17 protein-coding genes are annotated in these 24,315 nt (G+C 44.3%); 6 read left to right on the top strand and 11 right to left on the bottom strand.

Annotation, left to right across the window (positions count from 1 at the left end):
• Positions 1–34 precede the first annotated feature (34 nt).
• Positions 35–358 (top strand): DUF3392 family protein, encoded by a 324-nt coding sequence (locus KUL49_RS18220; protein ID WP_014947959.1) that lies wholly within the window; start codon positions 35–37, stop codon positions 356–358.
• Positions 359–376: 18 nt separating this feature from the next.
• Here KUL49_RS18220 and KUL49_RS18215 read toward each other — a convergent pair whose 3' ends face one another.
• Entirely contained in the window at positions 377–4,219 is a 3,843-nt protein-coding gene (locus KUL49_RS18215; RefSeq protein WP_131138193.1) for an ATP-binding protein, read from the bottom strand.
• 77 nt (positions 4,220–4,296) lie between these two features.
• Between KUL49_RS18215 and KUL49_RS20875 the strand changes: the two genes are divergently transcribed.
• Positions 4,297–4,452, top strand: a complete 156-nt coding sequence (locus KUL49_RS20875) for a hypothetical protein (protein WP_014947958.1) — start codon at positions 4,297–4,299, stop codon at positions 4,450–4,452.
• Positions 4,453–4,455: 3 nt separating this feature from the next.
• Here KUL49_RS20875 and KUL49_RS18210 read toward each other — a convergent pair whose 3' ends face one another.
• A complete protein-coding gene (locus KUL49_RS18210; RefSeq protein WP_131138192.1) occupies positions 4,456–4,974 on the bottom strand; it encodes an HAD family hydrolase in 519 nt (172 codons plus the stop codon).
• 281 nt (positions 4,975–5,255) lie between these two features.
• On the opposite strand from KUL49_RS18210, the gene KUL49_RS18205 reads away from it, so the two are divergent.
• Both KUL49_RS18205 and KUL49_RS18200 read left to right on the top strand, forming a co-directional pair.
• The gene (locus KUL49_RS18205) at positions 5,256–6,149 is read left to right on the top strand and encodes a DMT family transporter (protein ID WP_014978068.1); all 894 of its coding nucleotides are present in this window, start codon (positions 5,256–5,258) and stop codon (positions 6,147–6,149) included.
• Positions 6,150–6,308: 159 nt separating this feature from the next.
• Positions 6,309–8,108 carry a GGDEF domain-containing protein gene (locus tag KUL49_RS18200; RefSeq protein ID WP_131138191.1) on the top strand — a complete coding sequence of 600 codons (1,800 nt, stop codon included), beginning with the start codon at positions 6,309–6,311 and terminating at the stop codon, positions 8,106–8,108.
• Positions 8,109–8,178: 70 nt separating this feature from the next.
• On the opposite strand, the gene KUL49_RS18195 is transcribed toward KUL49_RS18200, so the two are convergent.
• The 3 genes from KUL49_RS18195 to KUL49_RS18185 form a co-directional block, all read right to left on the bottom strand.
• The gene (locus tag KUL49_RS18195) at positions 8,179–9,702 is read right to left on the bottom strand and encodes a trehalase family glycosidase (protein ID WP_131138190.1); all 1,524 of its coding nucleotides are present in this window, start codon (positions 9,700–9,702) and stop codon (positions 8,179–8,181) included.
• A gap of 2 nt (positions 9,703–9,704) precedes the next feature.
• A complete protein-coding gene (locus KUL49_RS18190) occupies positions 9,705–10,943 on the bottom strand; it encodes a sugar MFS transporter (protein ID WP_231513025.1) in 1,239 nt (412 codons plus the stop codon).
• Between the two features lie 167 nt (positions 10,944–11,110).
• On the bottom strand, positions 11,111–12,145 hold the full coding sequence (locus tag KUL49_RS18185) for a LacI family DNA-binding transcriptional regulator (RefSeq protein WP_014947952.1): 1,035 nt from the start codon (positions 12,143–12,145) through the stop codon (positions 11,111–11,113).
• A 306-nt stretch (positions 12,146–12,451) separates the two neighbouring features.
• Between KUL49_RS18185 and KUL49_RS18180 the strand changes: the two genes are divergently transcribed.
• A complete protein-coding gene (locus KUL49_RS18180; protein WP_131138189.1) occupies positions 12,452–14,710 on the top strand; it encodes a TonB-dependent receptor in 2,259 nt (752 codons plus the stop codon).
• Between the two features lie 279 nt (positions 14,711–14,989).
• The gene (locus KUL49_RS18175; protein WP_131138188.1) at positions 14,990–15,661 is read left to right on the top strand and encodes a haloacid dehalogenase type II; all 672 of its coding nucleotides are present in this window, start codon (positions 14,990–14,992) and stop codon (positions 15,659–15,661) included.
• Between the two features lie 133 nt (positions 15,662–15,794).
• On the opposite strand, the gene KUL49_RS18170 is transcribed toward KUL49_RS18175, so the two are convergent.
• The 6 genes from KUL49_RS18170 to KUL49_RS18145 all read right to left on the bottom strand — a co-directional run bounded on the left by KUL49_RS18170 (position 15,795) and on the right by KUL49_RS18145 (position 24,314).
• Positions 15,795–16,055 carry a hypothetical protein gene (locus KUL49_RS18170; protein WP_014947949.1) on the bottom strand — a complete coding sequence of 87 codons (261 nt, stop codon included), beginning with the start codon at positions 16,053–16,055 and terminating at the stop codon, positions 15,795–15,797.
• Positions 16,056–16,486: 431 nt separating this feature from the next.
• Positions 16,487–17,533 carry a chemotaxis response regulator protein-glutamate methylesterase gene (locus KUL49_RS18165; protein WP_131138187.1) on the bottom strand — a complete coding sequence of 349 codons (1,047 nt, stop codon included), beginning with the start codon at positions 17,531–17,533 and terminating at the stop codon, positions 16,487–16,489.
• 2 nt (positions 17,534–17,535) lie between these two features.
• Positions 17,536–18,153 carry a chemoreceptor glutamine deamidase CheD gene (gene cheD / locus KUL49_RS18160; protein ID WP_014947947.1) on the bottom strand — a complete coding sequence of 206 codons (618 nt, stop codon included), beginning with the start codon at positions 18,151–18,153 and terminating at the stop codon, positions 17,536–17,538.
• Between the two features lie 8 nt (positions 18,154–18,161).
• Entirely contained in the window at positions 18,162–18,995 is an 834-nt protein-coding gene (locus KUL49_RS18155; protein ID WP_131138186.1) for a CheR family methyltransferase, read from the bottom strand.
• Positions 18,995–21,904 (bottom strand): methyl-accepting chemotaxis protein, encoded by a 2,910-nt coding sequence (locus KUL49_RS21485; protein WP_131138200.1) that lies wholly within the window; start codon positions 21,902–21,904, stop codon positions 18,995–18,997. The genes KUL49_RS18155 and KUL49_RS21485 overlap by 1 nt, the downstream gene beginning before the upstream one ends.
• 103 nt (positions 21,905–22,007) lie before the next feature.
• Entirely contained in the window at positions 22,008–24,314 is a 2,307-nt protein-coding gene (locus KUL49_RS18145; protein WP_014947944.1) for a methyl-accepting chemotaxis protein, read from the bottom strand.
• Position 24,315: the final 1 nt, after the last annotated feature.

The raw sequence follows: 24,315 nt of genomic DNA, 5'->3' as shown, positions 1-24,315 counted from the left end.
CACACAGTAAAAACGTCATAATAGTAGTAATTTTGTGAGTGAACTTTTCAGTGCCCTTTCTCGCGCCTTAAGCCCCTATTACACCGAAATGAGCATTATGCTTATGGCCACTATCTTAGTGGTGTACGGCGACCTGATTAACGGCCATGTAAAACGCATACTGGCACCTTACCATTTCACCATTCGCGTTAGTTTGTTTGTAGTTCTGTGTGCCTTTGGCTATGGCGCACTAACTTTGTACGGCGCACCGTTCTTAAAACACACCCTAGCCTACTTGCCCTGGCAGTACCAAGGTGCAGGCTATGTGGCATCGTTTCTATTGATTGGCTTTTTGGCGGAAAGGCGTAGGTATATTTAGTTCTTTTAGATACTACCTTTACGCCACTGTTTTATTGTATTGCTCCACAAACTTTTTGGGCGGTAAGCTCATAACCTTTTTAAAGGACGTCGAAAAATAAGCTGCGGTGCCGAAGCCAACGTCTAGGCAGGTATCTAGAATGCTATTTCCCTCCAACAGTAACGGAATAGACTTTTCGATTCTGAAGCGTGAAAGAAACTCGCTGAAGTTGTATTCAAACAACTCTGACATTCTTCGGTTCAAACTTCTAGGACTTATCAATAACTGCGAGGCAGCTTGGTCTCTATTGAATGATTCATTGTGGTAGTTCTTTTCCAATACTGCGATAAAGTTCAAAAAGAACGCCATATCCTTTTCGTTATCAAACTCGGGGATTTTCAGGCATCCAAATTTAAATGCAGGCTCTTCGCTTTCCTCTTCCTCGCGCTCTTTTGCCTCTCTGACCGACAATAAATGCTCAACCCTAAGAGTAATTTCCTCTTTTGATGCAGGTTTTGCCAAGAAGTAGTCCACTTTTTCTTCTAGCGCTGATTTTTCTAATTCAGTTCCGGTTTCCGCAGTTAACATCAATATGGGAATACTGGCATAGCTGACATTACCGCGAATTTCTCTTATTAAACTCAGCCCGTCCATTTCGTGCATCATTTGATCTGTGATAACTAGATCGACAAGGTAATGCTGCATAACGTCTAACGCCTGCACACCATTTCGCGCAACTAAACAGCGATATTTGCTAGAAAACAAATCAAATAGATAAGAGCGGAACTCTCTGCTGTCATCAACTATTAATAGTGATTTCTTGTTCGATTTGGCATTTGCGGGTGACAATTTTTCAGCATGCGAATTTACATACTCAATATCATCAATGGGTAACGTTACGGTAACTTTAGTTCCAATGCTTTTTTGACTCTCTAACGCAATGTCGCCCTGGTTCAGTTCAACTAAGGTTTTCACCATTGCTAAGCCAACACCATGACCTTCATGCTCACTGCTCCCTTTAGTGAATCGCTCGAATACTTTTTTGTGAAAGTGCTCATCAATTCCTTCTCCGTCATCACTAACGATAACTTTAAGTACTTTACTATCTTGTATAGCGGCTACTTTTATTGTGCCAAGTTCTGGTGTGAACTTAATTGCATTTTGAATTAGATTTGCCAGGATTTTCTCTAAGCTGTCGTTAATGAGCGATATTTCTTTTTTCCCTTTAATACGCAATTCTAAATTCTGCCGCTTCTGCTTGGCTAATGGCTCTAGCGATAGGACGATGAATTTTATGTTGTCCGGCGAGTAGGACCTGTAGTAGTCGGCAGCAGCCAACGCTTTAGGGACATCTTGACTCATTTGATTAATCAACTGTTCGACCCTTTTCATATTGTCCTGAACACATATCAGTTCTTTGCTCGCTGCATGAGCTGTTTTGGATATGCCTTCTAACGATCCATTGATGAGCTGAATTGGGGTGCGAAGTTCGTGAGTGATTTCGTTAATGAAGCGTTCTTTGCTGCGAAGCATCTTTTCAAATTTAGAGTGCCCGTCGGTTATTTCGTAGCGGGTAAGATGGTTGTAGAGTTTAGTAGTTTTGAATTTGTTATATAGCCTGCCTAAAACCCCTATTCTCCACAAACCCAAAACCCCAGCCAATATAAATAAATATATAGTAAAGCCGATATAAGAAGCCCAAATAGGTGGATCTATATCAAAACTAATTGTCAGTTCATTTGCAGTACTTTTATCTGCTGGAACACGGACTCTAAGAGTATGCTCACCAACGTTCATATCACTCAATGTTAAATTCATTACAGGTTTATTGTGAGAAACCCAAGCGTCATCATCTAATTTAAATTCAATACTGCTGCTTTCATTGTAGAAATCACTGACGATAAAATTGAATGTTACCTCCTTAAAGCTACTTTTAAACTTGAAGTCAAAGTCCTCAGGAAAATATGTGGTATGCCGCCCTTCTCCATCTCCCCATTGAACATAACTAAGAATAGTAGACATCTCCCCAATTGAATTTGCATTGAGACTCTCAATTAGCTTTTCTTCATCCAACAGGTAACTATATTTATCCCCCTTAACTAGCACTTTTTCACCAAGCGCTTCAAAGCTCTTATACTCAAAGTCTGTATCGAAGAGTCCATAACGAATACCCACTTTAGAAGCTGAGTTGCTTATATTGGGCTTAACAAACAGGCCCATGTTAGACGCTACCCAGAGATTTTTCCCTTCGGTAACCATGGCACCTCTAATGAACCTTAGTTTCTCTAGGCCCAATATCGTGGAAGAGCTAACTTTTCCATTTTTCTTGTTGATTTCTTTTAGTCCAGCACCTGATGTACATACCAAATAGTTTTCTTGGAACTCTATTAAACATTGAAGCCCGAACCAGCCACCTTCTTTAGAGGTAACAGTACGCCAGTTGAATTTGGACAATTGAAAATGAACGTCATCAAATTCATCAATCGCAACGATTTCTCCACCACTCAACAAAGAGCTGAAGACCACTTTTTTAGGGGCTTTAATTGTGTCACGTATGGTGTTGTTAGCGATATAGTAGTAATTGGCATCGAGTCCATCATCAAAGTAGAAATAAAAGGCATTTTTACCGGCTTCTATATAATGGGAAAACTCGCTATTGCAGAGAACAGAAGGGTCTATTTCATTGAGACGTATAAAAGCTCTTTCCTGCCAAGAGGTACAAAACTCTGCCTTGTCTTTATCCAAATGAGTATTGACTAACTCCCCACTCTTCTCGTTTAACTGAAAGAGACCTTTTTCAGTTCGAACTATAGTTCCGTTTTCATTTATTGATGTCTTTTGAATATTTTCCCTTACAACGCTCCCATTAAATGACACTAGGTTTGTCACTAGCTTTGTTTTAGGTAATGAAACTAAGCCTAATTGTGAGGAGGCGATGAGGATGGAATTGTAGGGGTCTATAGCTATTTTGGTTACTGACCTTATCGCTTCAGACGTCAATATAGGATTCATGAAAGGGGGAGCCGATAGTTTTTCATCTTCTAGCAGTAAAAGGCGACCGTCGGAAACCCAGATCACCCCATCTTCACCTTTAACCACATCTTGGATGTAGGTGCCACTAATTCCCTCGGTTGGAACGAAGCGCTCGTTACTTCCTAATATGTACACCCCTTGTGGACCGCCGATATATAATTCATCATCAATTACTTTAATAAACGTTGCATTTGATAGTAATGGTAGCTTGCTACTCAATTTAAATTCTTGCAGATTATCTAATTCCCCTTCAATTGAAAGATAGCCCTTATTAGATGCTACATACGCATTGTGATTGTTTGCAAAAAGCGAGTAAGTGCCGTTTAACTTGAAAGATTCTAATTTGGAATTTAGGCTTGTCGTTTGCCCTGTAGTTCTATCTACTGCAATGACATCGTCAATGACTGAGAAATATAAATGACTAGATGTCATTGCCATAGTCCAAATAGAACTCGACCATTCACGATCACTAAATACTTGCTGCGAGTTTTTATTTTCTAGATTAACTTTAAAAACACCAACTCCATATTCAACAACCCATAGGTCCGTTCCATTCAGTTGAATATCAGAGATAACCCCTGTGGCGTGATTAGAAGTGTTGAAGTCTAATTTCTCAGACTCGTGTCCAACAACTTCAAACACCCCGTTTTCTGCCGCTACATAAACTACTTTGTTTGAAACCTCTAAGTCTCGAATAACACCTGATGGAATTCCATCAAATGATGTCCTCCCCTCTAAGTTAATACCGATAGCATGGCTCAATTTTGGAATAACTAAGAAAAAAATAAGAAATATTGGGACACAAGTATGGATTTTCTGTCGATAAGGACAAACTGTCTCAGTAAACATGTCTTACATCCCTGTTTAATTATTACTTTATGTGTGCTCATTCGAGCTTGAGAATCAAAAAACAAAAAGGAAAAGACATGAATATCGAACAAAAAACAAACATGCAAGAGCTTGCCGAGGCAGAGTATACTAAAGTATATGCTGGAACTAATGCACCAACGTTGGAAATAGACTTTTACGTGATATTACCAATTGGGCCTATCAAGCCAAAGAAACCAGATGTAAATAGTTAATACCTAAACCAAAAACCACTTCATCCCAGCATTCTCGGCGGCTTGCTGGTCATAAATAAAGTCGCCTGCATACAGGCAGTCTTCAGGTTGAAGCTGCCATGTGTTTGCCACCATCAGTAATGCGGTTGGGTCGGGCTTGGCCGGGGCATCTTCGCGGGTTAGCACGTAATCGATGGGAATGCTGTTATTTGCTACCTTAATTGCGGTGGCTTGTCGGCAGTTGCGGGTAACTATTGCCATGGGGAGCTTGTGTGCCTGCACCTTTTCCACCATGGCTTTGCCAATGGGTAACCACTTAGCATTTTGCGCATCGTCAAGTTCGTGCTGCAATATAGCTCGGTGCGCACTCGCTTTGGCTTCGGCGCAGCTAAGGGCATTAACAAAGGTAAGAATATCTTCGTTTTGTGGGCAGCCTACGTCGGCGCGCATTTGCGTGAAGTTAAGGCTAGATTCTACCAAGGTGCCGTCTAAATCGAATATTACACCTTTAATACCGGTTAAATTCATCTGCTCAACGCTCACGCTTTTCTCGTCCTTTTACTTCACTGTTATTCTTAAACTTCGGTTAACGCCCACTTAATTAAGTACAGCGCTTAACTTACTCACGAATCTTACCACCAACATAATGCCACGAATGCCTTTAGCCTTCTGTTACGTTTGCTTAAGGCTTCAATATATTTAGTTAAAAACTACTGATGTGATTTAAGTTTACCCCGCCCACACCTTGCATTAGCATAACCGCTCATTTTGGCAAGCTACTTATTTGCCCCAGCGTTTTTGGGCAAAGTTTTAACAGGTAATTTATGGGTGTTTTTGCTGCGCTAGGTACAGCGCTTTGTTGGGCAATTGCTGCGCGTTTATTCCGTGGAACGGGTAACGCATTTTCGCCGCTTACCATGAACTTTTGGAAGGGGCTTATTTCTATTGCCATTTTGGCAGTGGTTTTAGTAGTGGTTCAGCCAACGGGGCTTAGTACTCATGCTGTTTTGTGGTTATTGCTTAGCGGGCTTATTGGTATAGGCATTGGCGACACCTGCTTTTTTAAAGCCTTACAAAGCATTGGCGATAGCCAAGCGGTGTTGGTCGCCGAAACCCTTGCGCCTTTATTCACTGCCCTTTTTGCTATGGCTTTTATAGGCGAATGGATTACCTGGCAGCAGTGGGTTGGCGTTGCAGTAGTACTGTTTTCGGTAGATATGGTTATAAAGGTACGCAAACGCAGCACTACACACGTGTTTGCAACCAGTGGCTATTTGTATGGTGTGGGCGCGGCGTTATGTCAGGCGGTTGGTGCCGTAGTTAGCCGCGACATTTTAAGTGCCGGTGAAATTGACGCGGCCAGCGCTGCGTTCTTGCGATTAGTTGGCGGTATGGTATTTGTGGTGCCATTTATAGCCATAACCAAAACGCGCTACATGCCCGTTATTAACTATGAAAGCGACAGCGGAAAACGGGTATGGCCTGCTTTTGTGTTAGCCACGTTACTTGGCACTACTGCTGCTATTTACCTACAAATGTTTGCGTTTGCTTATGCGAAAGCGGCCGTGGTTCAAACCCTTATTGCTACAAGCGCATTAATGTCGCTAGGGGTTGCATGGGTACTTGGTGAACGGGCGACTAAGGCAACTATTGTATGGTCTGCCGTTGCCTTGGTTGGAGTAGCTATATTAGTTAGTTTTGGGTCGCCTACCCATTAGCAATGTAGGGTAAATACTTAACACGTGCCTATATAGCCCAACGTTTTAAAAAATAGTAGACGCATTAAGATACAAAAAATACGTAACTTTTAGGTGCCCCGTGTAGTAGTTCTGGGCTCAAATCGATATTATGAAGAAAAAACAAAAACGTTATTTCTCATGTTTCAAAGGTTATCTTTAACAGTATTCTCTTTTTTGAGCGTTGCGCTAGCTTCTTTTGCCGCGTTGGCAAACGACAACATCGATGCCGTTATCGAAAAGGTACGCACGCCTTCGTATGATTGCCCTAATCAGTCTCTACTTCCAGAACTTGAAGACACACTTGCGCTTGAGTCGCTTACATCACAACAACGTTTTGCCTTAACCGTAGCCAAAGGGCAGTTTCTAATTTGCCGTGGTAAATACGAAGAAGCTGAAACTATGCTGCTTAAAGCTATTATGCAAAGCAATATTGATCAAAGCTCTTATGCGTTTGCTTCGGCTATTTATCAAATTGGCTTTTCTTATGACGCCAGAGAAAACCCAGCACGCTGTAAGTACTACCAACAAGCCCAAGAACTATCATCGCCCGAGCGCCACAGCGATATCTTTACCAGCTCTTCTTTAGGCCTTATTAACTACTGTTCAGAAACCACTTCACCTGAAATAAGATTAGGTAAGATGTTTGGTGTGCTTAAGCGTTATTCAAACGACGGCAGCCCCGGTGAGTTAGCGCATATTCACAACGCAATTGGTTTACTATATGGCGGTTTAGAGCAACATGCCCTAGCAGCAGAGCAATACCTAAAAGCGCATGAAATGGGTTTGCTTGTATACGAGGGCAGCAACAAGGTAAGTATTCTTATTAGTGCCATTGTATCGCTGTTAAGCAGCGGTCAAACTGAGCGCGCCTACCAAAGCATTCTAGAACTAGGTGTACTCAATAGCGAAATAGACACACCGCTAACCAACTTCTTGTATCAGTATGCACTGTCTATTTACTATAGAAAAACAGAAAACTACAACCGACTTACCTACACCCTTCCCGATTTAGAAAAAGCGTCTTCGAACATCTCGAGTTCGTTTGGCGAGCTTCTTGTTAACTGGCACAAAGCTGAGATTTGCTTACATGACAACGATCTCACCTGTATTAAGCAGTATATATCAGGTATTGAAGCGTTAAATGATGACGCGATACCGCCGGTCTTTCGTTCAAATTTGGATTACCTTAGCTTCAACGTATCCATGTATATCGCACTGCAGGACTTAGCTAAGGCGAAAGAAGCGCACGAGATTTATTCTAAAGAAGTGACTAAGCGCCGTGAAGTTACTCAAGACTCGGCCTTAATTATTGGTGCTGCTAACTTGTATACCCGCATTTATGATTTGGAATCTGCGATTGAACAAGCGGAACAGCAACGAAAGAACACGCTGTATACCGCTATTGTTATTTTCCTTCTGGTAAGCGGTATTACTGGCTACGTACTTCGTAGAAAGCACCTTGCTCGCAAAGCCATCGATCCCGTTACCCTGCTGCTTAATGCGAATTCGGCGATAGCCCGCATTAACAAGCTTGATGCGCCGAAAAAAGGCCGGGCCATAGCCATTGCTATATTCGACATTAGCAACCTGCGTGAAATAACGCGGAAAATGGGGTCAACAAAAGGTGATTTAGTATTACGACAAATTGCACAAACGCTTCAAAATGTTACCCGCGGTAACGATATTTTAGGGCGATTTGGTACCGAGCAATTTATTTTATGTCTGCACAATATTGAAGAACGAAGTGCACGACAGTTTTTCGACCGCGTACAGAGCGCGTTAGACAATACCTTTGAAAACGATGCCACTTCCGACCATATCGTGGTTGAGTCGCAGATGAGCGTATTTATTGCTAACGAGAAAATTACTGGGCTAAACGACATACTCGATGATATTGCCATGTCGATTGATATGGATAACCGCTCAGGCGACAATTAATATCTACACAACCAAAAACGCGCGGCCCGTTGTTACGGTACCGCGCGTTTTTGTTTTAATGGAAGCTTGTTTACTGGTTCAGATATGTCTGAAAACGGGTATACACGCCATTGGTCCACCCGAAACCTAGCTGTACGTCGTATTCACCGCCACCTGCTTTTATTTCCGGTTCGCACACATTGTACTTTTCAAGTAGCACACCGCTTAATGCAAAGTGACGCTCAATGGTTTTACAAAAGCGCAGCATGATGGTTCGAGCCTGCATTTCAAACCCATAGTTGCGCAGCCCTTCAACGGCAAACAGTTGAAGCGGTGCCCAGCCATTTGGCGCATCCCATTGTTGCGACGTAGCGTTTGAAGTGGTTACCACGCCACCTTCTTTTAACAAGGAGTTCATTACCGCGGCGCGCACTCCCTCTGCCTGTTGTTCATTTGCAATACCAACGAACAACGGCACACACATAGCCGCTGACACTACATCGGTTTGAGTTTGTGTGGGGAAGTGATAGTCAAAATAGCCCGCCTTTTCAGCATTAAACAAATAGGTGTTTATTGCGTTAATTCGCGCTGTAGATGCCGCACTGTAGCGCGCTTGCTCGGCACCTTTAGTCACGCTTGCCAGAGTCTGTTCAAGCGTTACTAAAAGCGCATTTAAATCTACGGGAATAATTTCAGTTGTACGAATACTTGCCAGTGAATTGGGATTAGCTAGCCAGCGCGAACTAAAGTCCCAACCCGATTCGCAAGCCGCGCGAACATGCTGGTAAAACTGACTTTTGTCAGCGCCTATGTGCTCTGCTGTTTCTATGTCTTCTCGATAAGACTCAGGGCGAGGCGTAGGCTCGGTGTCGAAGTAACGATTAAGTGTAGCACCACACGGCATGGTAACCGTGCGCAGTTGTGCTGCGCCCTTCTGTGACGCGTTCTCGCCCGCTTCATTCATCCAAAACTGGTATTCTTTCTTTAAGCCCCAGATAACGTATTCTTTTTGCTGGTCGCTTAGTGCGTCTTTAAGCAAATTATAAAACAACGCCAAAATAGGAGGCTGACTGCGAGAGTAGTAATAGGCGCGGTTGCCATTAGGAATGCAGCCTACTTCATTTAAAATATCTACAAAATTCACCAACATGTTAATTGCCATGTCGGTGCGCCCTGCGTCAATTAAACCTAACGCGGTAAAATATGTATCCCAGTAATAGATTTCGCGAAAGCGTCCACCCGGCACTATGTATGGGCGGGTTAGCGCTATTAAGCTGTCTTTCTGTTCAGTGTCGGGGGTACGCGTTAGCACCTGCCACATATGCTCAATATATTCGGCTACATTTTCAAACTTGGTTTGCGATGTTGCGCTAATCATTTCTGGAATTTTGAAATGAGTATTAACAAACGTAGCTAAGTCTACTGCTTCGCCGCTTTTCTCAGCATCTAAACACGCTTTTTCATAGGCCGCTAAAACGGTATTGAGATCGGTTTTAACAATAGCGTCAGCGAAGGTTTTGCTGTCTGAGAATAGCTGTGCCATTTGCACATGTTTAAACAGGTCGCTGGCAAAAAACGACAAGCTGTCGCGCCAGTTGTGTGAAGAAGAACTCATAGTTACTGCGCACCTTTAGGCGATAGAGAAGAAGACGCTCGTTTAAAGAAGAATAGGGTTACCACTAATGCACCGATTGGAATAAGCGATAGATAAAATGCTTGTTGGCCCCCTACTGCGTCGAAAATAAATCCAGTCACGATAGAACCTGTGGTTCCCCCAAGAGCCGAAAATACCACAATTAGCCCTGTCATAGGTGCATGTTGATGTTGAGGTAGCGCGCTTAGCATTACCGAGTTTAATACGGGGTAAATAGGCGCCATCATCAATCCAATTAATGGAATAAGGAACGCAGCTATCGGTGCATCAGCCCAGCTGGCTATTGTGCTGTCAGCCACGTTTTCGGCAAGCGGTAAGCTTAGTAGCATTACCGTAGCCATACCCGCCAAACAGATATTTAAGAAGGGATACCAGTTCATTCGCGTAAGTACTGCGCCCGCAGTTAAGCGCCCAACGGCCAGCGCTATCGCAAAGATACTGGTTATTTGAATGCTGACTTGAGTAGGTAAGCCCAGCACCTCTTTGTTAAAAGTTGGCAGCCACGAACCTATGCCCTGCTCTATTAACACGTACAAGAAAATAGAGAAGATAAACACCAGCACTAACGGCTTATAGGCCAATTTCAACATGCTGAAGAACTCGCTTGCAAGGCCTTCTGATTGCGCTTTTTCCACAGGCTTTATAGGCGCCAATGCCACAACGATTAACGTAAAACCAACCAGCGCAGCTAGTAAGTAGTAAACGTTCAGCCAAGATAAAGAAGCATCGTTATTGGGGTCGATAAACCCAGCGAACACCCAGTAGCCAGACAACACGCCCAACATAAAAATACCTTCAATGGTGTTCATTAACGATGAGTGCGCTTTAGTGGTAGACGACAGCTGCCCAATAATGGCGTACACCGACACTTTCACTAGCGCAAATGCAGTACCTATGCAGGCAAACAACACTTTAATGAACCAGAAACTTGCGATAGAAGGCGTCAGCGCACAGGCAACGGCCACTAATGCTAACCCAAGTAGCATTGAAAGCTTGTAACCAACTCTAGGAATGAAGCTGGCCACTAGGAACGAGACAACAGCAATAGAAAGATCTTTAAAGCCTTCTAGTGTGCTTGCCTCTGGCTTACTAATGTCGAAGCTATTGATCGATTGCAGAATAACAGTACCCACACTGTTAAGTAGTATGGCAAATACGTAGTAGCTAATGGCAATGGCTGCAATGACCATGAATCGGGACATGTGTAAACACTCTGTTAACTGAATTATGCAGGAGTGTAGTCGTAAGAAAATAAAAATGCAAACGTTTGCAAAGCGCTATTATTTTTTTGTTAGAGCTTAATATCGACACCCTGTTACCGTTAAATAATAGCGTTTATGCGGTAAAAAGCTGATAAAAAAGCGAAATATTAGTCGCTGTGCTGCGTAGAGCGACGGGCAATTAAGGTTGTTTCAACTACCTGGCTTTCTGTAGGTTTGTTTTCAAACTGGTTTAATAGCTGCGTAACCATCTCTATTGCGGCTTGCTGAGTGTTCTGACGCACCGTTGTTAACGACGGGTGCATAAGTTCAGCTAAAGAAATATCGTCGTAACCCACAATGCCTACATCGCTTGGAATACCTACATAGCGCTCTTTTAGCGCTTTTAACGCGCCTAATGCCACCATGTCACTTACACAAACGATCCCGTCGAAATCTAACCCATTCGCCTTTATACGCTCGTTGATGTACTGGTACGCTGCTTTCGACGTAATATCGATGGCGCAGGTGCACTGCGTGTCGATTGGCACATTTGCATCGCGGTGGGCTTGCGAATATCCCTTGTGACGTTCCTGCATTTCCGCGTGTTCAGAGTCTCCAAGAAACAAGATGCGTTTGGCGCCGTGACTCAGCAAATGCTGGGTTGCCGTATAGCCACCCAGATAGTTGTCGCCGCCAATAATGGGATATGGCGCGTCTGTTTTTGCATCGCCCCACACTACAATGGGAATGCCCGACTGTGCTGCTCGGTCGATTTTGGCCGTGGATTTGCCTTGCCCAATGACAATAATGCCGTCGGCACGCTGGCTGCGAATAAAGTAGTTCGCCCAATCGTCAGATGCCATAAATGAGTTAGACAGTAGTAGCTCGTAGCCTTTGGCATTTAGCGCTTGATTTAGCTCTCCCACCAGCTTAAGCAGGAATGGATCTGTGGTGCTTTGTTCCGTGTTGTCGATTAGATTTAAAATCACCGCTATCACGTGAGTTTTCTGCGTTCTTAAGCGGCTAGCGGCCGCGTTAATACTAAAATTATGCTCTTTAGCTAGTGCCTGAATTCTGCTTCGGGTTTCCTGCTTAATAAGCGGGTTGTCTTTCAGTGCCCGTGATGCTGTCGATGTTGATACACCAGCAATATCAGCCAGCTTCGCTAAGGTGAGTTTTGTTTCAGAAACCAATGTGACCATTCTCTAATAATTTTCGGTATACCGGGTTACCCGTGATAGCACTACAAAATATAAGCGTAAAACCGCTACCTAAACCGGATAAATCGTCGACTCTACAGCCGAATTCACAATATAGCGCGAATCGTCTTGGCGTAAAACCATGTTAACAACAATAAACAAAAAATTTGCAAACGATTGCATTTTGTTCTTGCAATCGTTTGCAAACAGATCTATTTTGTTTCGCAATCGTGATGCGTATAACAATTTTTAAACCTGTTTAACGCATTCAGTTAACAACGCAATAGAACATTTTCGGGAGCACACACCATGAAAACGTTGTTTACAAAAGGAATGCTGGCGAGTGCAGTAGCGGTAGCACTAACGCAGCCTGCCATGGCACAAGAAGACGTAAAACAACAAGCGAAAGACAACGCAGAGATCATTGTTGTCAGCGGTACGCCAGGCGGCGCAGGGATTAGAAAGATTGACGCAAGCTTCGCGGTAACCAACATCGACGCTAGCGACATTGAAAAATTGGCACCTAAGTCTACGGCCGATTTGTTTAAGGCCATTCCAGGTGTTTGGGTTGAAAGCTCAGGCGGTGAGTCTGGCGCGAACGTATTTGTGCGTGGTTTTCCAGGTGGTGGCGATGCGCCGTTCTTAACGATTGCGCTTGAGAACTCTCCTATCTACCCTGCACCTACGCTATCTTTCCTTGAGAACTCTCAGCTGTTTCGCATAGACGATACCATTGAAATGGTTGAAGGTTTACGCGGTGGTCCAAACCCAGTAGTAAGCAACGGTCAACCAGGTCTTACAACAAACTTCCGCCTTAAACGTGGTGGCGAGTCGACAGAAGCGTCAGCGAAGTACACCATCTCTGACTACGGCCTAAACCGTATTGACGTGGTTGCAAGCGGCGCACTAGATGACGACTTGTACTACATGGTAGGTGGCTACATTAAGAGCTCAGAAGGTATTCGTGATGCCGGCTTTAACTCTGAGCAGGGTAACCAGTTCACCGTTAACATCACTAAAGTTTTCGAAAAAGGCGAGCTTAACCTTTATACCCGTCAAACTGACGATCGCGGTACTTGGTACTTACCTACACCTTTAAACGTTGAAGGCATCGACGCAAACTATACGCAAATTGGTCCATTGAATCGCCAAGGCACCATTACGTATGGCCCTAACGATACCACTGAGTCATTCGACTTTGGCGAAGGTCGTGGATGGGACGGTCACGTAAGTGGCGGTAGCATTAAGCTTGACTTAGGCAACGACTGGCAGCTAGTTGACCGCTTTAACCTTACCAAAGGTGAAGCCAATACTTTTGGTCTTGTACCGAATGGTTCTGCAACTACCGTCGCAAATGTTGCCGACAATGGCGAATCAGCCACTGGTGCAGTAACTGGCACAGTGTATGACGGTGATACGCCTATTCAGCAAATCGGCCGTTGGGTAGTACTTAAAGATATTGAAGCTTTCACTAACGACCTTGCTGTGTCGAAAAGCTGGGAAGACTTCGATACATCATTTGGTATTTACAGTGCATCAACCAAAGCTAATGACTGGTGGAGCATTGGTAACACGGCTTACCACGTGTTGCAGCCAGGCGGCGAATTGCTAGACGGGATCGAATGTAACACTGACGCACAAGGCTGCGATTGGAACTACGACATCAGCTCTGTAGGTGATGCAAGCACGTTCGCACTTTATGCAACGGGTACGTGGTACGCAACCACAGACCTGAGCATCGACTTAGGGCTACGCCGTGAAAATCACGAAGTGAACTATTCGGTAGATGAAGATCTTGACGGCAAGATAACTAAAGCGCTTGAGTACGACGAAACTAAAACGTCGTGGACAGTGGGCGCAAACTACGCGCTTAATGACACCAGCGGTGTATTCGTTCGTATGAACCGAGGCTATAAAATGCCTTACTTCGACGACTTCAGAGACAACTGGGGTGCCTTCACTGGCGGTAACGACTTGATTCAAGAAGTTACTCAAGGCGAGCTTGGTTATAAGTTCATGAATGACAGCATCCAGTTCTTTGCAACTGCATTCGCAAACGAAGTAAAAGGCGATACGTTTGTACGCCGTCCGGGCGCACCGGCTGAAATTCTTACCAACGAAGCTTACGGTATAGAACTTGACGGTCGCTATAGCCACGATTCAGGCTTCTCGTTGAGCGTGAACGGAACTATTCAGGAAACTGAAATTACTGCCAGCGCCAATAACGAAGGCAATGAATCTCAGCGTCAGCCTGGTTGGCAAGTACGTGTAACACCAAGCTACGGCTTCGATATCGGCGATATGTATGCCACGGTATACGGTACATTATCAGCGGTTGATGATCGCTTTGGTAACAACGAAAACACAGTTGTACTAGAGGGATACGAGAAGATTGATGTAGGTCTAACGCTAGAGCCAACTGAATCACTTCGTCTTCAGTTCTCTGTTGATAACCTGACCGACGAACAAGGTATTACCGAGGGTGACCCACGCAATCCAGATTCACCAAACGGCCGCTACATTATGCCTCGTAGCATGAAGCTTAGCGTTTCTTACTTGTTCTTCTAAGAACAAAAAGCGCAAACTTAAAAATAAAGCCGGCCTTAGTGCCGGCTTTTTGTTGTTCGTTTCTCTCAATATATTTCGTTCAGGGTTTATGACGCTATTGCAGCCTTTTCTTGCCCCCCTTTCTTGTTAGATTCTTCTTATATCCTGTCAGCGTTAATTCATCGACATTGGTCGTAATGTGCTTTAGCAAAACCAATTCTGTTTTACAGTGGTATAAGCAACGAACAAGCTAAAAACGAAACGTACCGTTTACTATCATCAACTATAGGAAGGTGAATCGTGACGCCAAAGGTTATTTTCTTCGATATTAATGAAACACTACTAGACATGCAGGCCATAAAAACAGGCTTAGCGTCGGTGCTAAACGGCGATGAGACACTGGTAGACTTATGGTTTGCTAACCTATTGCATCACAGTTTAGTGGATGTTGCGTCTGGACAGTTTCACGATTTCATTGATATTGGAGCCGCAGCGCTTACCATGGTAGCTCACAGTAAGGATATCTCTGTTGATGAGGCTACCGCAAAAGATACCATCAAACAGCATATTACCCGATTGCCAGCGCACGACGATGTTTTTCCTACATTAAAGGCGCTTCAAAGTGCTGGTGTAACCTTGGTCGCGCTTTCAAACTCGTCTAAAGCCGGACTAGACGCACAGCTTGAGTTTGCCAATATTAAGCCCTATTTTTCCCATGTATTAAGTGTGGAAAGTGTACGTACCTACAAACCACATGCTGCGGTTTATCACTGGGCCTGTCAGCAGGCTAACGTAAAGAACGAAGATGCCATGATGGTGGCGGCTCATGGTTGGGATGTAAGTGGTGCTAAGGCGACAGGTATGCAAACCGCATTCGTAGAACGCTCGGGGAAAATGATGTACCCGTTAGGTCTTGCTCCCGATCACAACATTGCTTCGCTTACTGCGCTTATCGAAATGATAAGTTCGTAACGTGTTCTGTGTGAGGGCACAACGACCTCGCTGTGCCTGACCGCTATAAATCTAGCGTAGTTGCAAAATAGTTAGGCGCAAACAAAAAAGTCTTACCGAAGTAAGACTTTTTTCAAATCGAAATACAAAACAATTAAACTTTTGCTAGCTCGGGCTGGTTTGGCTTAAAACCTTGTGTGCTGCAAGAATTGCGTTTCGTTTCTAGTGCGCTTAATTGACGCTTAAGCCATGACTTCTGAATACCTGACTTAGCTGCGTCCATTTCAGTGCTTACGCGAGTGATTTCTTTTCCGACGTTCACGCATGCTTTCTTATTCGGTTCAAAGCCGCCATTAGCCAAAACAGAAGAAGAAAACATTAAAGCTGATACTGCTATAAGCGTTTGCTGTTTCATAAGAGTCCCCAACTACTCGTTATAATCCCGGGTTAGTGTCATACCGTAAGAATGAGCATATATTTGCTCTCAAATCTGTAAGGAATATAGCAGGCCTTTTATTCTAGTTAGGTACTACAAAACATACGCAGTAATAAAACTTTGCCTACCTTGTTCTTGCTAACGCACATAAGCCATTGTCTTTTATATTATTATGTCGACAATGATTTACCTTACCATTCCACTTACGTATCGATTTTTATATTTTTACGCACTAAATAGTGAGCCTATCCATAGTATCGGCTACAGCAACAGCATTCTGCAGCAGCATTACTCACTATTAAGCGTTGCTATTAAAACACCTTAGCTTTTCTGGAACAAGAAAAGTTATAACAATCCTTTTACAGGTTTTAGGACAGAAATTGCATTCTGTAAGTATTTACTCACTATACTTACAAGCGACTACCTGCCGAGAGCTTTTCTACGGTTTGCATAACACTTCTGCCCATATCATCTAGGCTTATTACGCGCTTAGCGGCGCCCTTTTCTATGGCTACTTTGGGCATACCAAAAACTATACAACTAGCTTCGTCCTGACAAAATGTTTCGCAGCCCGCGTTAAACATTTCGTGAAGGCCGCTTGCGCCGTCGCTACCCATGCCCGTAAGTAAAACGCCTAACGCATTGCTACCAGCACTTTTACAGATAGAATTAAATAACACATCCACCGAGGGCTTGTGACCCGATACGCGCGCGCCATCGGTCAATCTAATCCGGTAATCAGCCCCGCTTCTTTCAATTTCCATGTGTTTATCGCCAGGTGCAAGGTAGGCCTGGCCTGGTAGTAAACGTTCTCCGCCTTTCGCTTCTTTGACCTGCATTTGGCACACGGCATCTAGTCGTTTAGCGTAAGTCGAAGTAAACCCTGCTGGCATGTGTTGTGTGATCACGGTGGCAGGAGCGTTCGCCGGAAAGGTACGTAACACCTCTTTTATGGCTTCTGTCCCTCCGGTCGAGGCACCAATTGCAATGATTTTCTCAGTGCCCGAATAATTGACTTTGCTCACGGTAGACACTTTCGAAGGCGCTGATTTTTTTACTTTAGAGCCCGCAGCCGTACGTATTTTCTCAACAATCAACTGGTGATAGTCTGCCATGCCTTGCGCCACACCTATTTTGGGCTTTGCAACAAAGTCGATAGCTCCTAACTCCAAGGACCTCAGCGTGGCATCAGCGCCTTTTTCGGTTAGCGTAGAAATCATGACTACGGGCGTTGGCCTCGCATTCATCAATACTTCTAGAAAGCGTAATCCGTCCACTTTAGGCATTTCTATATCAAGCGTAATAACATCTGGCGACTTTTCTAGAACCAGCTTTTTTGCCACGAAAGCATCGGGAGCAGCACCCACTAATGCCATGTCTGGCTCACTTTTTATAATTTCACTTAGAATTTGCCGGATTAGTGCCGAGTCATCTACCACCAAAACTTTTATCGTCATTGTTAGTCCTCGAAGATATCTACGCTACCGGTAGGTGCACGTCTTGACAGTTCCCACCGATGCTGACTTTCTCTTTCAATAATAGTGGCGTTATTAAGCTCGTGAATTCGCTTCATAAAGACATTGCCGTTGCTTGGAAAAAAGTAAACCTTGCGCGCGTAAACATCACATAAGTCACTGGCCAATATCGGTATGCCTTCCGTGCTTAAAAAGTCTGTTACGAATTCTGCGTTGAACTTCCCAACATCGTGCTGCACGAAGGACGGCACCACTTTTCCACCACCAAACACTTTTGCTTTTATTCGGGCTTTATTGGCACCGGCTTTCACTAAGTCGTTGATAAGAATTTCCATGGCATGCACGCCGTATTTGGCAGCCATACCTTGTGTTTTTTCGAACTCACTGGCAGTTTTATTTACTGTAGGCAACATAAAGTGATTCATGCCGCCAATGCCCGTTTCAGGGTCGTATAAACATGCCGCCACACAAGACCCCAATACCGTTACCAGCATTTTATCTTGTGTTGTTACGAAGTATTGTCCAGGTAATAGCTTTACTGCGTCGATAGAAAAACGTTTGTCGTAATAGCTAATAGGTACTTCGAAATTACAAGATTCCACACGTGCTCCTAATGAACCGGGCGATATATAGTTTTACCTACCGGTCTCACAAGATTAGTACACATATTGAAGTTTTCAGAATGCCCTGCCATATAAAGTCCTGCAGGCTTTAACATACCCACCATTCTTTGTAACACGTTTAATTGCGTGGGCTTGTCGAAGTAAATCATTACGTTTCGACAAAAAATGATATCGAGTGGACCTTTAACATCCCACTTTGCATCGGTAAGATTGAGTTTTTTGAACTGCACCATATGTCTTAGCTCATCCACTACTTTCACTTTTCCCTCGTTTGCACCTTTACCTTTATGGAAGAATTGTTTTTGTCTTTGGACGGGTATTTTCGCGATAGATGCAAAAGGATAAATACCCGCTTTGGCTTTTTGCAGTACCTTACTGTCTATGTCTGATGCAATGATTTTCACAGGCGTTTTGAAGCTTCCAAACGCCTCTGCGACGACCATGGCAATAGAGTAAGGCTCTTCTCCGGTGGAGCTGGCAGCACACCAGATAGTGGTTACTTCTGGATGTTGTTTTAAGTGCTCAGCCAGTGCAGTGAAGTGGTGTGGCTCGCGAAAAAACGACGTAAGATTGGTCGTCAATGCATTGATGAACTGCTCTAGCTCAGGTTCAGACTTATCAACTACGCCTAGATAATCGTTAAAGCTTGTGAGCTGAAGGGCTCTGATACGCCGAGCCAATCTGCTGTATACCATCGCTTCTTTAGCGTCTGACAACTTTATACCTGCTTTTTTGAAAAGCATGTTTTGCACTTTGTGGAAGTCCGCCTTTTCAAAGGCGAACTCCCGAGTGCTATCGCGCGATGAAAGAACCGTTGTCATTAGAACGACTCCCACTCGGCTTCATCAGGCAATGCGGGTTTCAGTGCTTGTGCTTGAGGCGCGTTGTTAATCACTGAGGCTACGCGTGGCTGCTTGAAGTCTGTGTGAGAGAGCGCAGCGATGTGCTTATGCTCCATTGACAAGCCCTTTCCAACTTCAAATACCGAAACTCGCTCATTGAGTTGCAACGACTGCTGCTTCAAACTGTCCGCGGCGGCGGCAGCCTCTTCTACCAGTGCTGCATTTTGTTGGGTCATTTCATCCATTTGAATGACCGCTTTGCTCACCTCTTCAATGCCCGCCGCTTGCTCGGCAGACGCAGCGGCAATTTCAGACATAATGTCGTTTACGCGCTTAATGGAAGTTACGACTTCAGCCATGGTGTCGCCCGATTTCACAACCAGCTCGTTACCGCTGGCTATTTTGGTTACAGAGTCAGAAATCAGTTCTTTGATGTCTTTCGCTGCTTCGGCTGAGCGCTGAGCTAAGTTTCTTACCTCTGAAGCAACTACCGCAAAGCCTCGCCCCTGTTCGCCCGCGCGAGCAGCTTCAACGGCTGCATTTAAAGCAAGAATATTGGTTTGAAAAGCGATGCCGTCTATAACGCCAATAATGTCAGAGATCTCTTGTGCCGAGTCGTTGATTTGGGTCATGGTTTTCACCACTTCACCTATAACCTGCCCCCCTTCTGAAGCAATTTTACTCGCCTGTGCGGCTAAGCCATTCGCTTGCTCTGCATTCTCTGCGTTGAGTTTTACGGTTCCCGTTAGCTCTTCCATACTCGATGCAGTTTCTTCCAGACTGGATGCCTGCTGCTCGGTGCGGCTTGATAAGTCAGCATTGCCCGTTGCAATCTCACCCGACGCCACATTAATGGTTTCTACTGCTTCGTTAATACTTGTGATGGTGCCGCGCATTTCGTTGATGAACTGATTAATGGCCTCGCCCAACACAGCAAAGTCACCGTCTAAAGCATGTTCAATGTTGACCGTTAAGTCGCCCTCAGTCAGCTTGGTCATTACGTGTTTAATTTCATCAACAGCTTGGGTTCTACCCGTAATATCGGTAGCAAACTTAACTACACGGAAAGGCTTACCGTTATGGTCTAAAATAGGGTTGTACGTGGCTTGAATAAATATCTCTTTGCCGTTTTTACCCAATCGACGATATTCACCTGAAGAAAAAGTGCCGCTGCGTAGCGCATCCCAAAACGCCGCGTATTCAGGGCTAGCTCGGTGAGCAGGGTCGACGAACATGCTGTGATGCTTACCTTTGATTTCATCTAAGGTGTAGCCCACCGTAGTTAGAAAGTTTTCATTGGCATGCTGAATAATGCCATCCATATTGAACTCTATGACGGCCTGAGACTTTCCTATTGCAGCTAACTGCCCTTCAAAGTAGGCATTTTTCACTTTCTGTTCGGTGATATTACTGGCGTACTTCACCACTTTAACCACATTCCCACTCATGTCTAAAATAGGATTGTAGGTCGCTTGAATCCAAATATCTGAGCCGTCTTTCGCAATTCTGTGAAATTCACCCGAGTAAAATTGGCCTTCTGCCAGTTTTTTCCAAAACGATTGGTACTGTTCAGATTCTCGCTCTTGTTTAGTGACAAAAATGCGGTGGTGTTTGCCCTCAATTTCATCTAGGGAATAGCCAACCGTTGCCAGAAAGTTATCGTTGGCGACGAGAATATTGCCTTTTGTATCAAACTCGATCACCGCTTGTGATTTACTTATTGCGTCTATTTGCCCTGTGTTAAACGCATTTTGTAGCTTTTGTTCAGTCACATCAGAGGCATATTTTACTACTTTAATAGGTAGATCAAACTCGTCAAAGATGGGGTTATAAGATGCTTGGATCCAAAGTTCGCTACCGTCCTTTCTCACCCGTTTGAATTCGCCTGACTTAAACTCACCTTTCTTTAAGTCACGCCAGAAAGCCGAATACTCAGGGCTCATTTTGTAGTTGGGTTCAACAAACATACTATGATGCTGACCTTTGATTTCGTCCAGCTCATATCCCGTTGTTGCGCAGAAGTTAGCGTTAGCGTTTTGAATAACGCCTTCAAGGTCGAACTCAATCACAGCAAGGGACTTGTCGATGGCATTTATTTGGCCTTCGTAGTCTGCATTTTTGCGTTTTTGCTCCGTTACATCGGTAGCAAATTTTACTACCCGAACAATATTCCCGAGCTTGTCATAGATAGGGTTATAAGAGGCTTGAATCCATACTTTGTCGCCGTTTTTCGCTACGCGGCAATATTCACCGCTGCTGTGCTCACCGTTTCGCAGCGATTCCCAGAATGATTTATATTCTTCAGACACGCCGTAGTCTGGCAATACAAAAAGGCGATGATGCTTACCAACAATGTCTTCTTTCGAATAGCCTGTAACCTTCAAAAAGTTTTCATTGGCGTCTTCTACTACTCCCTCCGGCGTAAAGGAAATAATGGCTTGGCAACGATCTAACCCTGCCAGTAAACCTGTTTTATATTGCAGCTCCTGATCATTAAGCCATTCCACCATGGTGCCGAGCTTGTCGCCTTCAACGCTTTTAATGGTAGATAACTTAAGGGTAAAGAGTAAGTCGCCCACAGGCAGTAAAAAGGTATCGCTGCTATCACAGCTTTTGTAACGCAAATTCAGGTCGCTATTGTTGGCGAAAAACGCGGCCATAGTAGAGCCCGTCAGGCCTTGAAAATTAATGCCTGGTAAAGCACGCTCGAACTGCGTTTGATGCTCGTTGGCTAAAGCATAAAATGCTTTGTTGGCGAAGGTGATCGTTCCCTCGGCATCGACCAACATCAAACATGCGGTACTTTCGCTTAGCGCTTGCTCTTGAAAGCGTGAAAGACTTTGTGCCGCCACTAACTCTTCATTATGAAATATATTAAATACGCCCATTATTCCATCCACCTGATTTGCGACGCTCTGTTCTAAAAGCGTCAAACTCAATGCCGTGTAATAAAAAAGGCGAATTCCTTTTCAAGAATTCGCCTTCGCTTTTTTAGAACGACTCCCAATCGTCACTGCTTGGTACTTTTGGAGCCAGTTTCTTTTGCGTTTTAATTGCTGTAACCGGTGCAACGTGTTTATTCTTATTTACTGATGCAACCTTTATTGGTTTTTCTTCACTGACCGTCGCTTTATCACCAATGTTAAATGCTGATACGCGTTCAGATAAACTTCCCGCTTGCTGCTGCAAACTTTCTGCGGCAGCCGCAGCCTCTTCCACCAGCGCTGCATTTTGTTGCGTCATTTCATCCATTTGCACAACGGCTTTACTTACCTCTTCAATTCCAGAAGCTTGCTCAGAACTCGCCGCTGCAATTTCCGACATAATGTCGTTAACTCGCTTAATGGAAGTCACCACTTCTTCCATGGTGTCGCCTGACTGATTGACGAGTTTGTTACCGCCATCAATCTTGCTTACCGAGTCTGATATAAGCTCTTTGATTTCTTTTGCTGCTTCGGCAGAACGCTGAGCCAGGCTTCGTACCTCTGACGCAACTACCGCAAAGCCACGGCCCTGTTCACCGGCTCGTGCAGCTTCTACGGCAGCGTTTAATGCCAGAATATTAGTTTGGAATGCTATGCCGTCGATTACGCCGATGATGTCTGAAATTTCCTGCGCAGACTCGTTGATAGACGACATGGTGTCCACAACCTGACGGATTAGCTCACCGCCCCGCGACGCGATTTCACAGCTCTGAGACGCTAAGCTATTGGCTTGTTCCGCATTTTCAGCGTTGAGCTTGACGGTACCGGTAAGCTCTTCCATGCTCGACGCCGTTTCTTCAAGACTAGACGCCTGCTGTTCGGTACGACTTGATAGGTCTGAATTCCCCGTGGCAATTTCAGACGAGGCCGTATTGATTGTCTCTACTGCTTGGTAAATTGAACCGATAGTGCCAGACATTTCACTAACGAATTGATTGATAGCATCGCCTAGTACTTGGAATTCTCCCTCGAACTGTTCATCAAGCTCCGCCGTTAAATCACCGCCAGATAAGCGGGTCATCACATCACTGATAGAACCGATAATGCGACGCATATCGTCGATAAAGCGGTTTATTGACGTGCCAAGCTCTTTGAATTCACCCTCGAACTCATGCTCAATGCGGCAATCTAAATTACCCTGAACCAATTCATTCATGGCGGTTTTGATATCGCTAATGGCCTGTTTTCTACCAGTAATATCAATAGCATATTTCACCACACGGTGAGGTCTACCGTTTTGATCCAAAATAGGGTTATAAGACGCTTGGATCCAAACTTCTTTCCCGCCTTTGCCCACGCGCTTAAATTCGTCAGTGAACTGTACGCCTTGGCGCAACTGTTCCCAAAACTGACTGTACTCAACACTGCGCTTATACTCATCTTCCACAAACATACTGTGATGCTTACCTTTAATTTCATCTAGGCTGTAGCCAACCGTGTTTGTGAAATTCTCGTTGGCGTTTAAAATTTTGCCCTCAAGGTCAAATTCAATAACGGCCTGCGCTTTGTTTATTGCGTCTATTTGTCCTTCGAAATAGGCATTGCGTAACTTAGATGCAGTGATGTCGGTGGCAAACTTCACAACGCGAATAACTTTACCTTCGCCATCGAAAACCGGGTTGTAGGTGGCTTGGATCCAAATCTCTTTCCCCATTTTGTCGAATCGACAAAACTCGCCGTTTTGTGACTTGCCCTCTTTGAGGTCGCGCCAAAATTGGGCGTACTCTTCTGAGCGAATGTATTGTGCGTCACAAAACATTTTGTGATGGTTGCCAACAATTTCATTGAGGCTGTAGCCAAGCGCATTAAGAAAATTGTCGTTCGCGTTTTGGATAACACCATCGGCGTTAAATTCGATAACAGCCTGGGCATTATTCAACACATTAAGCATCGTGCTTTTAATGAGTAATTCTGACTGATCAACCCATTCAACCATGGTGCCTATATTGTTATTCTCTTGGTCGAAAAACGGCGTAAGGGTGAGTTTGAAGTTTAAGTCGCCAATGCTAATCGTAGAGGTCATTGTCGATTTCAATTCAGCAAGGATATTGCGCTGATGCGAAGGATTACGATGAAACTGGTCGATGTTTTGACCTTCCAAGTTGTCAGCAGAAAAACTGGGGAGTACAGCCTGAAGTTTCTTCTCGTTTTCTTTAAGCAGCGACTTTACAGACTGATTAGCATAGATAATATTTCTGTCTGCATCGGCCATCATGATGCAACAGGTTGTAGCATCAAGTGCCTGTTTGTTTCTTAATGCTTGGTTAACGTCCGTTGCTTTTGTGAAGTCTTCTAACCACGTCATAATTCCCATT

The sequence above is a fragment of the Alteromonas sp. KUL17 genome (assembly GCF_006538305.1).
Classification (GTDB): domain Bacteria; phylum Pseudomonadota; class Gammaproteobacteria; order Enterobacterales; family Alteromonadaceae; genus Alteromonas; species Alteromonas macleodii.
This window is presented reverse-complemented; position numbering and strand designations above follow the sequence as displayed.

What these genes read in the sequence shown, in the direction of transcription:
- KUL49_RS18215 (WP_131138193.1), bottom strand. Translation starts at nt 4,219, where the DNA reads ATGTTTACTGAGACAGTTTGTCCTTATCGACAGAAAATCCATACTTGT.
- KUL49_RS20875 (WP_014947958.1), top strand. Translation starts at nt 4,297, where the DNA reads ATGAATATCGAACAAAAAACAAACATGCAAGAGCTTGCCGAGGCAGAG.
- KUL49_RS18205 (WP_014978068.1), top strand. Translation starts at nt 5,256, where the DNA reads ATGGGTGTTTTTGCTGCGCTAGGTACAGCGCTTTGTTGGGCAATTGCT.
- KUL49_RS18200 (WP_131138191.1), top strand. Translation starts at nt 6,309, where the DNA reads ATGTTTCAAAGGTTATCTTTAACAGTATTCTCTTTTTTGAGCGTTGCG.
- KUL49_RS18195 (WP_131138190.1), bottom strand. Translation starts at nt 9,702, where the DNA reads ATGAGTTCTTCTTCACACAACTGGCGCGACAGCTTGTCGTTTTTTGCC.
- KUL49_RS18190 (WP_231513025.1), bottom strand. Translation starts at nt 10,943, where the DNA reads ATGTCCCGATTCATGGTCATTGCAGCCATTGCCATTAGCTACTACGTA.
- KUL49_RS18185 (WP_014947952.1), bottom strand. Translation starts at nt 12,145, where the DNA reads ATGGTCACATTGGTTTCTGAAACAAAACTCACCTTAGCGAAGCTGGCT.
- KUL49_RS18180 (WP_131138189.1), top strand. Translation starts at nt 12,452, where the DNA reads ATGAAAACGTTGTTTACAAAAGGAATGCTGGCGAGTGCAGTAGCGGTA.
- KUL49_RS18170 (WP_014947949.1), bottom strand. Translation starts at nt 16,055, where the DNA reads ATGAAACAGCAAACGCTTATAGCAGTATCAGCTTTAATGTTTTCTTCT.
- KUL49_RS18165 (WP_131138187.1), bottom strand. Translation starts at nt 17,533, where the DNA reads ATGACGATAAAAGTTTTGGTGGTAGATGACTCGGCACTAATCCGGCAA.
- KUL49_RS18155 (WP_131138186.1), bottom strand. Translation starts at nt 18,995, where the DNA reads ATGACAACGGTTCTTTCATCGCGCGATAGCACTCGGGAGTTCGCCTTT.
- KUL49_RS21485 (WP_131138200.1), bottom strand. Translation starts at nt 21,904, where the DNA reads ATGGGCGTATTTAATATATTTCATAATGAAGAGTTAGTGGCGGCACAA.
- KUL49_RS18145 (WP_014947944.1), bottom strand. Translation starts at nt 24,314, where the DNA reads ATGGGAATTATGACGTGGTTAGAAGACTTCACAAAAGCAACGGACGTT.